The organism is Streptomyces sp. CBMA156, assembly GCF_014596515.1.
GTDB lineage: Bacteria > Actinomycetota > Actinomycetes > Streptomycetales > Streptomycetaceae > Kitasatospora.
Genome location: NZ_MSJQ01000304.1, coordinates 1 through 13,459 on the forward strand (window position 1 = coordinate 1; position 13,459 = coordinate 13,459).

The 13,459-nt window shown below is 74.4% G+C and carries 4 protein-coding genes; 3 read left to right on the forward strand and 1 reads right to left on the reverse strand.

Annotation, left to right across the window (positions count from 1 at the left end):
* Nucleotides 1-135 precede the first annotated feature (135 nt).
* Entirely contained in the window at nucleotides 136-9,726 is a 9,591-nt protein-coding gene (locus tag BU198_RS26590) for a non-ribosomal peptide synthetase (protein WP_188299411.1), read from the reverse strand.
* 214 nt (nucleotides 9,727-9,940) lie between these two features.
* Between BU198_RS26590 and BU198_RS26595 the strand changes: the two genes are divergently transcribed.
* From BU198_RS26595 to BU198_RS26605, 3 genes are all read left to right on the forward strand, one after another.
* Nucleotides 9,941-10,159, forward strand: coding sequence for an MbtH family protein (locus BU198_RS26595; RefSeq protein ID WP_188299412.1), 219 nt, complete (start codon nucleotides 9,941-9,943; stop codon nucleotides 10,157-10,159).
* Nucleotides 10,159-12,003, forward strand: a complete 1,845-nt coding sequence (locus tag BU198_RS26600) for a non-ribosomal peptide synthetase (protein ID WP_188299413.1) — start codon at nucleotides 10,159-10,161, stop codon at nucleotides 12,001-12,003. The genes BU198_RS26595 and BU198_RS26600 overlap by 1 nt, the downstream gene beginning before the upstream one ends.
* Nucleotides 12,000-13,459, forward strand: a 1,460-nt coding sequence (locus BU198_RS26605) for a condensation domain-containing protein (protein WP_223244970.1), incomplete at its 3' end; no start/stop codon positions are given. The genes BU198_RS26600 and BU198_RS26605, both read left to right, overlap by 4 nt.

Here is a 13,459-nt window from a genome sequence, read left to right on the forward strand (position 1 = left end):
ACGGCCCCCGCCGTCCGCCCGGCACCGGCTGCCGGGCGGACGGCGGGGGCCGCACGGCCGTGGGGCGCGTCCCCGCGCCCCCAGCAGGGCCCGGGGAGAAACATGGGGGCGATGCCCCCATGAAGGGCGCCGGTGCTACGCCTCCTCGGCGAGCAGTGCCGCGACCTCCTCGTCGGAGAGCCCGGCGATCTCGTCCTCGACCGCCCGCTCGACGGCCTCCGCCTGGAGGGCGATGGTCGGCGCCTCGAAGAGCAGGCGCAGCGGCAGCTCGACCGCGAACGCCAGGCGCAGCCGGGCCAGCACCCGGGTGGCGAGCAGCGAGTGCCCGCCGAGGTCGAAGAAGCCGTCGTGCACGCCGATCCGGTCGAGGCCCAGCACCTCGCCCCAGGTCCGCGCGATCAGCTCCTCCGCGGGGGTGCGGGGCGCGAGGTAGTCGCGCTCCAGCTGCGGGCGGCCGGCCTCGGGGGCCGGGAGGGCCTTGCGGTCCACCTTCTTGCTGCTGGTGAGCGGCAGTTCGGGCAGTTCCACCCAGAGCGAGGGGATCATGTACTCGGGGAGCTGGTCGCCCAGGAAGGCGCGCAGGGCCGCGATGTCGGGGGCCGTGCCGTCCCGGGGGACGAGGTAGGCCACCAGACGGCGGTCGCCGGGCCGCAGGTCCCGGGCCACCACGGCGACCGCCCGGATCCCGGGGTGCTGGGCGAGCACCGCCTCGATCTCGCCGAGTTCGATCCGGAACCCCCGGATCTTGACCTGCTGGTCGATCCGGCCGAGGAACTCGATGACCCCGTCGGCCGCGTAGCGGACCAGGTCGCCGGTGCGGTACAGGCGGCCGGGCGCGGGCGAGAACGGGTCGGGGACGAAGCGCTCGGCGGTCAGCGCGGGCCTGCGGTGGTAGCCGCGGGCGACCCGCACCCCGCCGAGGTACAGCTCGCCGGGCACCCCGACCGGCACCGGGTTGAGGTCGGGATCGAGGACGTACGCCGTGGTGCCGGGCACAGGACGGCCGATCGGCAGCGTGGACTCCCCGCGGGCGCCCGGCAGTTCGCCGCTGACGGGGTGCAGGACGCAGGTGACGGTGGCCTCGGTCGGGCCGTAGTTGCACAGGAAGCGGGCGGGCAGGCCGGTGGCGGCCCAGTGCCGGGCGTCGTCCACCGTGACCACGTCGCTGCCGACGTTCATCAGCCGCAGCCGGTCCAGCCGGCGGTCGTCCGGCCCGAGGCCGGCGAGCAGTTCGCGGTAGTAGGCCGGGGTGATCTCCATGATCGTGACCCGGTGCTCGGCCAGCCGGTCCGCCAGTTCGGCCGGGCTCCAGAACAGCGGATCGCTCACCACCACGGTGGCGCCGGCCAGCAGGGTGGCCGCGATCTGGTCCATGGCCACGTCGAAGGTGAGCGCCGACAGCAGCACGACGCGGTCGTCGGCGCCGATGCCGTAGGCCTCGGCGATGACCTCGCAGTGGTGGGCGTAGGAGCCGTGCTGGATCAGTACGCCCTTGGGCTGTCCGGTGGACCCGGACGTGTAGATGACGTACGCGAGCTGCTCCGGATCGACGGTCACCGCCGGGGCCGTTGTCGGATGTTGCGCCAGCTCCGCGCGGTCGCCGTCCAGGCTGATCACCCGCGCCCGCCCGGCGGCCAGGCGGTCGGCGAACCGGCTGTGCGTCAGCACCGTCCCGGCGCCGGCGTCCGCCAGCATGAAGGCGAGCCGCTCGGCGGGGTGTTCGGGGTCGAACGGCACGTAGCAGCCGCCGGCCTTCAGGACGCCGAGCAGGGCGACCACGACATCGGGCCCGCGCTCCAGGCAGACCCCGACCACGCTCTCCGGGCCGACCCCGGCGGCCCGCAGGTGGTGAGCCAACTGGTTCGCCCTGGCGTCGAGTTCGGCATAGGTCAGGCGGGTCTCCGACCGGCCGGCGAAGACCACGGCGAGCGCGTCGGGTTGGGCGGCGGCCCGCGCCGAGAAGAGCTCGGGCACGCAGCGCCCCGGCTGCCCGGCCGCGGTGCCGCGCCAGTCGGTGAGCAGCTGCCGCCGTTCCGGCTCCGTCAGCATCTCCAGCTCGCCGATCCGGGCGTCCGGCATGTCGACGGCGCTGCGCAGCAGTCGCAGGTAGTGCTGGGCCATCCGCCGCACGGTGGACCGGTCGAAGAGCGCCGTGGCGTACTCGAAGGAGCAGGCGAGGGTGCCGTCCGGCCGCTCCTCGAAGGAGACGGTGAGGTCGAACTTGGCGACCTGCCAGTCGGCCTGGAGTTCCTCGACCTCGACGCCGTCGATCTCCAGCGGGCTCTGCCGGGTGTGCAGCAGCTCGAACATCACCTGGAAGAGCGGGTTGCGGGACGGGTCGCGGTCGGGGCGCAGCTCGTCGACCAGCCGCTCGAACGGCAGGTCCTGGTGGGCGTAGGCCTGTACGGCGTCGGCCCGCACCCGGTCGAGCAGTCCGGCGAAGGTCGGGGCCCCCGACAGGTCGGCCCGCAGCACCACGGTGTTGACGAACAGGCCGGCCAGGTCTTCCGTCTCGGCACGGGTGCGGCCGGCCACCGGGGTGCCGACCGCGAGGTCGGACTGCCCGCTGTAGCGTGCCAGCAGCACGTGGAACGCGGCGAGCAGGACCATGAACGGGGTCGCCGAACGGGCCCGGGCGACGGCCGCCACCGCCGCGCCGAGATCGGCGGGCACGTCGACGCCGAGCAGTTCGCCGTGCGGGTCGCGCACCGCCGGACGCGGCCGGTCGGTCGGCAGCTCCAGCGGCTGGAGGCCGGCCAGCCGCTCCTTCCAGTAGGACAGTTGCGCCGAGACCACCGGCTCGTCCAGCCGGTCGCGCTGCCAGGCGGCGAAGTCGGCGTACTGCACGGCGGGCGCGGCGCCCGGCAGCGGCAGGCCGTGCGTGAGGCAGTGGTAGGACCGCCCGATCTCGCCGGTGACCAGCTCCGTCGACCAGGCGTCGGTGGCGATGTGGTGGAACGTCAGGACGAGGTGCCACTCCTCGGCCGCGGTCCGCAGCAGTGCGGCCCGCAACGGCGGCTCGCGGTCGAGCGCGAACGGCCGGCCGGTCTCCCGGGCGAGCAGCTCGCGCAGCTCCCGTTCGGTCGAGCCGCGCACGTCCAGCGCGGCCAGGCCGAGCGGGCGCGCGGGGTCGATCACCTGTACGGGCACCCCGTCGGCCTCGGTGTACCGGGTGCGCAGCACCTCGTGCCGGGCCACCACGTGGTCCAGGGCCAGGCCGAGCGCCCGCTCGTCCAGCCGGCCGGTGAGCCGCAGCACGGTCGGCACCAGGTACTCGGCGCTGCCGGGCTCCAGCCGGTCGAGGAACCAGAGCCGCTGCTGCGCGGAGGAGAGCGGCAGCGGGCCGGTCCTGGGGGCGGGGGTGACGGGCGGCAGCTCGACGCCCCGGTAGCCGGCCTCGATCAGCTCGGCCAGCCGGGTCGGGGTGCGCAGGGCGAAGACCTGGGCGAGCGGCAGCTCGACGCCCAGTGCGTCGCGCAGCCGGAAGGCGACCCGGGTGGCGAGTAGCGAGTGCCCGCCGAGCGCGAAGAAGTCGTCCCTGGCGCCGACCCGCTCCAGCCCCAGGACCTCGGCGAAGACCGCCGCCAGGGTCTGTTCGACGGGGGAGCGCGGTGCGACGTACGCGCCCGCGGCCTCGGTCCGTCCGGTGTCGGGCGCGGGCAGTGCCGCGCGGTCGACCTTGCCGCTCGCGGTCAGCGGGAGCGCGTCCAGCAGGACGAAGGCGGAGGGGATCATCGCCTCCGGCAGCCGGCCCGCCAGGTGCGACCGCAGCCGCTGCGCGTCGAGCACCGCCGCGGCCGCGGGCACCACGTGCGCGATCAGCCGGTGGTCCCCGTCGTCGCGGCGCTGCACGCCGACCACGGCCGCGGCGACGCCCGGGTGGGCGCACAGGACGCCCTCCACCTCGCCGGGTTCGATCCGCACCCCGCGGACCTTGAGCTGGCCGTCGATCCGGCCCAGGTACTCGATCCGGCCGTCGGCGCACCACCGTGCCCGGTCCCCGGTCCGGTAGAGCCGCTCGCCGGGCTGCCGCGGGAAGGGGCTGGGGGCGAACCGCTCGGCGGTCAGCCCGGGGCGGCCCAGGTAGCCGCGGGCCAGTCCGACGCCGACCACGCACAGCTCGCCGGGGACGCCGACCGGGGCGAGGTTGTCGTCCCGGTCGAGGACCAGGATCCGCAGGTTGTCCAGGGGGCGCCCGATGGAGACGATCCGGGCCGGGTCGTCGGCCCGGTAGCGCCAGGCGGTCACGTCGATCGAGCACTCGGTGGGCCCGTAGGTGTTGTACAGCTCCACCTTCACCCGGCTGAGCAGCCGGTCGCAGAGGCGGGCCGGCAGCGGCTCGCCGGCGCAGAACACCAGGCGCAGGCTGGTGCACAGGTCCAGGCCCGGCTGGTCCACCAGGGTGCTCAGGACCGACGGCACGAGTTGCAGCACGGTGACGTCGTGCTCGGCCACCGCCCGGAGCATCGCGGCCGGGTCGCGGTGGGCGCCGTCGGGCGCGAGCACGATCGTGGCGCCGCACACCAGCGGGGCCAGGAACTCCCACATCGCCGCGTCGAAGCCGATCGTGGTCTTCTGGAGGATCCGGTCGCCGGCCGTGAGGCCGTGCCGGTCGACGGTCCACAGCACCCGGTTGCGGATTCCCTCGTGGGGCACCAGCACGCCCTTGGGCAGGCCGGTCGATCCCGAGGTGTAGACGGCGTACGCGGCGCAGGCCGGGTCGACCGGCGGCAGCGCGGCGGGGTCGTAGCCGGACAGGAAGGCCGGGTCCCCGCCGTCGAGGACGACGTGGGCCGGGAACTCCGGCAGGTCGTGCGAGGGGTCGGCGATCAGCAGGGCGGCCGCGCTGTCCCGGAGCAGGTGTTCGCGGCGGGCCGCCGGGTGCTCGGGGTCGACCGGCACGTAGACCGCGCCCGCCTTGAGGACCGCCAGCAGCGCGGTGACCAGGTCGGGGCCGCGGCGCAGGGCCACCGCCACCGGGACCTCGGGTCCGGCGCCGAGGCCGACCAGGTGGCGGGCCAGCCGGTTGGCGCGCCGGTCGAGCCGGCGGTACGTCAGCTCCTCGGCGCCGAAGACCACGGCGGTGGCGTCGGGGGTGAGCGCGGCCTGGTCGGCGAAGAGCTCGTGCAGGCAGCGGTCGGGCCGCGGCACCACCGGGCCGAGGCCGGCCTCGTCGAGGCGGTGGCGCTCGGGGGCGTCCAGCAGGTCGAAACGGCTGAGCGGACGCTCGGGATCGGCGGCCAGGTCCGCCAGCAGCCGGCCGTAGTGGTCCGCCAGCCGCTCCACGCTCTCCTGGTCGAACAGCGCGGTGGCGTACTCGAAGCCGCAGCGCAGTGCGCCGTCGGGCAGTTCCTCGATCGACAGCATCAGGTCGAACTTGGCGACCGACGAGTCCACCGGGTACGGCTCGACCCGCAGGCCGTCCAGGGCGAACGGGTCGGGGGCGGCGTGCCGCAGCTCGAAGGCGACCTGGAAGAGCGGGTTGCGGGAGGTGTCCCGGTCGGGCGCGAGTTCGTCCACCAGGTGCTCGAACGGGAGGTCCTGGTGGGCGTAGGCGGCGAGCGCGCCGTCCCGGACCCGGCGGAGGAGGTCGGGGAAGGCCGGGTCGCCGGAGAGGTCGGCCCGCAGCACCAGGGTGTTGACGAAGAGCCCGACCAGGTCCTGCACCTCGGCCTGGCCGCGACCGGACACCGGGGTGCCCACCACGATGTCGGTCTGGCCGCTGTGGCGGGAGAGCAGCGTCTGGAAGGCGGCGAGCAGCACCATGAACGGGGTGGCGCCGTGCCGTCGCCCGACCCCGACCACCGCCTGCGCCACGTCGGCCGGAACGGTGCTGAAGTGGTCGCGGCCGCGCGGGTCCCGGGTGGCCGGGCGCGGCCGGTCGGTGGGGAGGTCCAGGGTGGCGGCGCCCGCCAGCCGCTCGCGCCAGAAGGCGAGTTGGCCGGCCTGGGCGGGGCCTTCGGCCCAGCCGCGCTGCCAGCCGGCGAAGTCCGCGTACCGCAGCGCAGGCGCGGTGAGCGGGGTGGGCGCGCCGGCCAGGAACGCCGCGTACAGCGCGCCGAGTTCCTGTCCGATCACCTCGATGGACCGGGCGTCGGAGGCGATGTGATGCAACGTCAGAAGGAAAAGATGGTCCTCGGCGCCGATCCGGGCGAGCGTCGCGCGCACCGGGATCTCCCGGGAGAGGTCGAACGGGCGGCGCAGGTCGGCCGCCACCGTCTCGCGCAGCGCCCGGTCCCGTTCGGCCGGGCCGCCCGGCTCCTCGGCCAGGTCGAGCCACGCCACCGGCACCTCGCCCGGCGGATCGGTCAACTGCGTCAGCTCGCCCGCCCGTTCGACGTACCGGGTGCGCAAGATCTCGTGCCTGGCCACCAGTGCGTCCAGCGCCGCCCGCAGCGCGGGCGCGTCCAGCGGCCCGCGCAGCCGCAGCGGCAGCGGCACCAGGTAGTCGGTGGCGCCGGGCACCAGCCGGTCGAGGAACCACATCCGCTGCTGGGCGAAGGAGAGCGGCGCCGGCTGCCCGGGCGGCAGCGGGAGGACGGCGGGCCGGGCGCGGCCCGGGTCCGCCTCGATCAGCTCGGCCAGTCCGGCCACCGTCCGGGCGGCGAACACCTCGCTCAGCGGCAGCTCGGCTCCGAGCTCCTCGCGCAGCCGGAACGCGACCCGGGCGGCCAGCAGCGAGTGCCCGCCCAGCTCGAAGAAGTCGTCGTGCACCCCGATCCGCGGCACGTCGAGGAACTCCGCCCAGACTCCCGCGACGGCGCCTTCCAGCGCGGTGCGCGGTGCCAGGTACTCGCGCTCCGAGGACGGCTGGTCCGGCGTCGGGAGGTTGTTGCGGTCGATTTTGCCGTTGGGGGTGAGGGGGAGGGTGGGGAGGGTGTGGTAGTGGGTGGGGAGCATGTGGGTGGGGAGGGTGGTGGCGAGGTGGGTGCGGAGTTGGGTGGGGGTGGGTGGGGTGGTGTGGGGGGTGGTGACGGTGTGGGCGGTGAGGTGGTGGTGGTGGAGGGTGACGACGGCTTGGGTGATGGCGGGGTGGGTTCGGAGGGCGGTTTCGATTTCGCCGAGTTCGATGCGGTGGCCGTGGTGTTTGATCTGGTGGTCGGTGCGGCCGTGGTAGGTGAGGGTGCCGTCGGGGTTGTGGTGGGCTTGGTCGCCGGTGAGGTAGAGGCGGGTGCCGGGGTGGTGGGGGTCGGGGTCGGGGCGGAAGCGGTCGGCGGTGAGGGCGGGGCGGCCCAGGTAGCCGCGGGCGAGTTGGATGCCGGCGAGGGCGAGTTGGCCGGTGAGGTGGAGGGGTTGGGGGGTGAGGTGGTGGTCGAGGATGTGGGTGCGGGTGTTGGCGATGGGGCGGCCGATGGTGACGGGTTGTCCTGGGGGGCAGGGGGTGGCGGTGACGTCGACGGAGGCTTCGGTGGGGCCGTAGAGGTTGTGGAGTTCGGCGTGTCGGGTGGCCTGGTGGTGGTGGAAGGCGTCGGCGAGGTCCTGGGGGAGGGCTTCGCCGCTGCACAGGACGCGGCGTAGGGGGGTGAGGGTGGTGGTGGGTGGGAGGGTGTCGAGGAAGGCGCGGAGCATGGCGGGGACGAAGTGGGTGGTGGTGATGTGTTCGGTGGTGATGGTGTGGGCGAGGTAGGCGGGGTCGCGGTGGCCGTCGGGGCGGGCCATGACGAGGGTCGCTCCGGTGGCCAGGGGCCAGAAGAGTTCCCAGACGGACACGTCGAAGCTGTAGGGGGTCTTCTGGAGGACGCGGTCGTCGGGGCCCAGGTGGTAGGTGTCCTGCATCCAGCGCAGGCGGTTGACGATCCCGCGGTGGGTGATGACCACGCCCTTGGGCAGGCCGGTGGAACCGGAGGTGTAGATCACGTACGCCGGATTGTCCGGATCCACCACCGGCAGCGCACCGTCCGCGGGCACGTCGTCGGCGGGTTCGTCGATGAGGACGGTGCGGGCGCCGTGTCCGGGCAGGCTCGCCGCCAGGTCGGTGCTGGTGACCACCACGGGTGTGCCGGAGTCGGTGAGCATGTGCGCCAGCCGCTGCGCGGGATACCCCGGGTCCAGGGGCAGATACGCGCCGCCGGCCTTCAGGACGCCCAGCAGCGCCACCGGCAGGTCCAGACCGCGGTGCAGACACACCCCCACCACCGACTCGGGCCCCACCCCCGCCGCCCGCAACCGCCACGCCAACCGCTCGGCACGCTCGTCGAGCCGCGCGTACGACAGCCCCTCACCCTCGAACCGCACCGCCACCCCGTCCGGAGAACGCCCCACCTGCTCCCCGACCAACCCGTGCAACAACCCACCCACCGGATAGGCCACCGCCGTGTCATTGAACCCCGCCAACACCCCCGACTCGCGCTCGGACAACAGCGACACCCGGGAGACCGCGGCCGCCGGATCGGCCACCACGCCGCGCAGCAGCCGTCCGTAGTGCTCGGCGAGACGGTCCGCGGTGGCGCGGTCGAACAGGGCGGTGGCGTACTGGAGGGAGCCGGAGAGGGAGCCGTCCTCGTGTTCCAGCACGTGCAGCATCAGGTCGAAGGCCGATCCGGCCCCGGCCGTGGGGACCACCCGCACGTCCAGGCCGGGCAGGGTGAACGGCCGGGCGGCGGCGTTCTGGAGGGCGAAGGACACCTGGAAGAGGGGGTTGCGGGAGAGGTCCCGCTCCGGCGCCAGCTCGTCCACCAGGCTCTCGAACGGCACGTCCTGGTGGGTGAAGGCGTCCAGCGCCGTCTCCCGCACCTGGGCCAGCAGGTCGAGGAAGGACGGCTCGTCGGACAGGTCGGCCCGCATCACCAGGGTGTTGGTGAAGAAGCCGACCAGCTCCTCCACCTCCACCAGTGACCGGCCCGCCACCGGGGTGCCCACCGCGATGTCCTGCTGGCCGGTGTGCCGGGCCAGCAGGGCCTGGAAGGCGGCGAGCAGCACCATGAACGGCGTCGCGCCGTGTGCCCGGGCCAGTCGTCCGACCGCCGCGACCAGTTCGGGGGCGAGCTCGAACTCCACGCTGTCGCCGGTCGCGTCCCAGACCGCAGGCCGCGGCCGGTCCGTCGGCAGGGCCAGCGGCGTCAGCCCGGCCAGCCGGCCGCGCCAGTAGGCGAGTTCCCCGGCCAGCCGGTCGCCGGACAGGTACTCGCGCTGCCAGTCGGCGAAGTCGGCGTACTGCACCGGGAGCGGCTCGGGAAGCGGGGCCCCGCCGGTGAAGGCGCCGTAGAAGGAGTCGAGCTCCCGGGCCAGGACGCCCCAGGACCAGCCGTCGAAGGCGATGTGGTGCACCACGAGCAGCAGCAGGTGCTCCTCGTCGGCGAGCCGGAGCAGGGTCAGCCGCAGCGGCAGTTCGGTGGCCAGGTCGAACGGACGGCGGATGCCCCGGTCGACGACCAAGCGGACCCCGGCCTCCCGCTCATTCACCTGAAGATGCGTCAGATCAATGTGCTCGACTGGGAGTTCGGCGTACTCGGAGATCGCCTGGACGGGCGCGCCCTGGACCGCCGGGTACCGGGTCCGCAGCACCTCGTGCCGGTCCAGCACCGCCTGCGCCGACCGGACCAGCGTCCCGGCGTCCAGCGGTCCGGTGATCCGCAGTACGAGCGGCAGCAGGTAGTCCGCCGCCCCCGGCCGCAACTGGTCGAGGAACCAGAGCCGTTCCTGGGCGAAGGACGTCGGGCAGTGCACCGGCTGCCCCTGCGCAGCCTCGGCCGCCACGTCGGCCTCCGGGCCGAAACCACCGTTCACCTGCCACCTCCCACAGAGCGCCACGTCGGCGTGCGGTCAGCCTGCCGAGCACCCGGCGGCGCGCGGTAGAGAGGGACCGGCAGACCTGCACGCGGCACGACTGCGCACTCCGCTGTCGGTTCTTCTCTGGGGGCGCGGAGCCGGCCTGCGGCACGCTGTCCTGCGACAGCGCCGGACCCCGAGGGCCGGTCGAGCACTGCGGGAGGACAGCGGGATGGCTGACGAGAGCACCGACGAGCGCACCTACTGCGTGGTCCACAACGACGAGGAGCAGTACTCGATCTGGCTCGCGGACCGGGACCTGCCGCTCGGCTGGTACCGGGAGGGCTTCGAGGGGCTCAAGCAGGCCTGCCTGGACCACATCGACACGGTGTGGACGGACATGCGCCCGCTCAGCCTGCGCCGCCGCATGGAGCAGGCGAGCCAGGCCTGATGGGCGAGCGGAGCGAGCACGTGGCGCTGCCCGACACCCCCCTGCACCAGCGGGTCGCGCAGCACGCGGCCGCCACGCCGTGGGCCGTCGCGCTGGAGTGCGCCGGCGAGCGGCTGACCTACGCCGAACTGGACGTCAGGGCGAACCAGGTGGCGCACCTGCTGGGCGAACACGGGATCGGCCCCGGTGACCCGGTGGCGGTCTGCGCGGGGCGGGACATCGAGGTGGTGGTCGCGCTGCTCGGCGTGCTCAAGGCCGGCGGCTACTACGTGCCGCTGGACCCGGAGTACCCGGCCGAGCGGCTGGCGTTCATGGCGGCCGACTCCGGGGCCCGGATCCTGCTGGTCCAGGCGGAGTGGGTGCACCGCTTCGACACGGTGCCGGGCCTGCGCGCCGTCCTGATCACCAAGGGACGGGTGGCGCCCGACCTGCCGGTCACCGCGCCGCCGGTCGCCGTCCGCCCGGACGACCTCGCCTACCTGATGTACACCTCCGGCTCCACGGGCCGGCCCAAGGGGGTCGGGATCACCCACCGGAACGTGCTGCGGCTGGTGCACGGGGTCGACTACGTCGACCTCGACGCCGGGCAGGTCGTGCTGATGCTCGCTTCGCTCTCCTTCGACGCCTCGACCTTCGAGATCTGGGCCCCGCTGGCCAACGGGGCCAGGCTGGCGGTACTTCCCCAGGGCATCCCCACCGGCGAGTCGGTCGAGCGGGCGGTCCGGGACCACGGCGTCACCCTGCTGATGCTCACCAGCGGGCTGTTCCAGCACGTGGTGCGCACCCGCCCCACCGCCCTGGCCGGGGTCCGCCACGTGCTCGTGGTCGGCGACGTGGCGCCGCCCGCCGAGGTGCGGGCCCTGATCGAACTCGGCGTCGAGGTCAGCAACGGCTACGGGCCCACCGAGTGCACGACGTTCAGCTGCGTCCGGCGCGGCATCACGCCGGCCGAGACGGGCGGCAGCATCCCGATCGGCACCGCCATCACCAACACCACCGCGTACGTCGTGGACGACCGGGGCGGCCTCACCCCGCCGGGTGCGGAGGGCGAACTGCTGGTCGGCGGGCCCGGGGTGGGCCGCGGCTACCTCGGGCGGCCCGCCCTCACCGCCGAGCGCTTCGTGCCGGACCCGTTCGGCACCACGCCGGGCGGCCGGCTGTACCGCACCGGAGACCTGGTGGTCCGCCAGGAGGACGGCCTGTTCAGGTTCCTGGGCCGGCGCGACCAGCAGGTGAAGATCCTCGGGCACCGGGTGGAGCCCGGCGAGATCGAGGCGGCACTGGGGAACCACCCCGAACTCGCCGCGGCGGCGGTCGCCGTGCGGCTGACCGCGGTCGGGGACAAGCAGCTGGTCGGCTACGTCGTCCCCGACGGCGAAGCGGCCCCCACCGGCGCGCAGTTGCGGGCGTACCTGCGGGAGCGGCTGCCGGACCACCTGGTCCCGACCGCCTTCGTGACGCTCGCCGGGCTGCCGCTCACGCCGAACGGCAAGGTGGACCGGGCGGCGCTGCCGGCGCCGGCAGCGGGCGGAGCCGCGCCGGAGGCGGTGGCCAGGACGCCGCTGGAGGAGGCCGTCGCCGCGATCTGGACCGAACTGCTCGGCGTGCACCCGATCGGCGTGGACGACGACTTCTTCGAGCTGGGCGGCCACTCGCTGCTGGCCACCCAGGTGGTCACGCTGCTGGGGGACCGGTTCCCCGTCGCGCTGCCCGCGCGCGCCGTGTTCGACGAGCCGACGGTCGCGCGGCTCGCCGACCGGCTGCAGCGCGCGATCACCGAGCACGTCATGCAACTGTCCGATGCCGAGGTGGAGTCGATGTTGTCGCAGGTGCGTGAGGGATGAGCACAGTGCCGAACCGGCGTGCGCCGGGGAGTTCCGGGGACCAGCGGCAGGCGCTGCTGGACAGCCTCCTGCGCGGCGCCGCCGGGCCCGCGCGCGCGTCCGGGGCGATCGGCCCCGTACCGCGCGACCGGCGGCTGCCCCTCTCCTTCGCCCAGCAGCGGATCTGGACGCTGGAGCAACTGCGCCCCGGCACCGTCGAGTACGTGCTGCCGCTCGGCTGGGAGCTGCGCGGGCCGCTGGACGTACCGGCGCTGCGCCGGGCCCTGCGCGAGGTGGCCGAGCGGCACGAGGTGCTGCGCACCCGCTACCGGGAGGACGGGCACCGGCCGGTCCAGGTGGTGGACCCGGCGGCCGATCCGGACTTCGCCGAGCTGGACCTCGGCGGCCTGAGCCCGTCCGAACGCCCGGTGCGGCTGGCGGAGTTGCTGGAGCGCGAGGCCAGGACGCCGTTCGACCTGGCCGGCCACTGGCCGCTGCGGGCCCGGCTGGTGCGGCTCGCCGCGGACCACCACGTGCTGTCCCTGGCCCTGCACCACATCGCCTTCGACGGCTGGTCGGTCGGCCTGCTCGCCCGTGAACTCGCCGCCGCTTACTCGGCGTTCGCCACCGGCACGCCGAGCCCGCTGGAGCCGCTGCCGGTGCAGTACGCCGACTTCGCGGCCTGGCAGCGCCGCGAGCCCGCCGGCCCGGCGACCGGGCAGCTGGCGTACTGGCGGTCCGGGCTCGACGGCGCGACGGCGACCGAGCTGGCCACCGACCGGAGCCGCCCCCCGGTCTTCGACCCGGCCGGCGCCACCCTGCCGTTCACCGTGCCGGCCCGGACGGCGCAGGCCCTGACGGAGCTCGGGCGCTCGCGCGGCGCGACGCCGTTCATGGTGCTGCTGGCCGCGTTCCAGGTCCTGCTGGCCCGGCACACCGGCCTGACCGACATCGTGGTGGGCACCCCGGTGGCCGGCCGCACCAGGGCCGAGGTGCGGGGCCTGGTCGGCTTCTTCGTCAACACCCTGGTGATGCGCACCGACCTGTCCGGCGATCCGTCGTTCCTGGCGGCGGTGGACCGCGTGCGGGAGACGGCGCTGGACGCCTTCGCCCACCAGGACGTGCCGTTCGAGCGGCTGGTGGACGAGCTGGCGCCGGAGCGGGACCCTTCCCGCAACCCGCTGTTCCAGATCATGTTCGCGCTGAACAACACCGATCCCGCGGGATTCGAGGCCGCGGACGTGCGGGCCACCGAGTTCACCACGCCCTGGCACGGCTCCAAGTTCGACCTGACGCTGTACCTGACCGAGCAGCCCGACGGCTCACTGAGCGGAGTCGTCGAGTACGCGACGGCGCTCTTCGACCGGGAACGGATGGCGGTGCTCGTGCGGCACTTCGGCACGCTGCTCGAAGAGCTGGTCGTGCGACCCCGACTGTCCGTGCATCGGATCACGTTGGCTTCGGCCGATGAGGTGGA

Excerpts from the sequence above, each read along its gene's own strand:
- BU198_RS26595 (WP_188299412.1), top strand. The coding sequence starts at position 9,941 with ATGGCTGACGAGAGCACCGACGAGCGCACCTACTGCGTGGTCCACAAC.
- BU198_RS26600 (WP_188299413.1), top strand. The coding sequence starts at position 10,159 with ATGGGCGAGCGGAGCGAGCACGTGGCGCTGCCCGACACCCCCCTGCAC.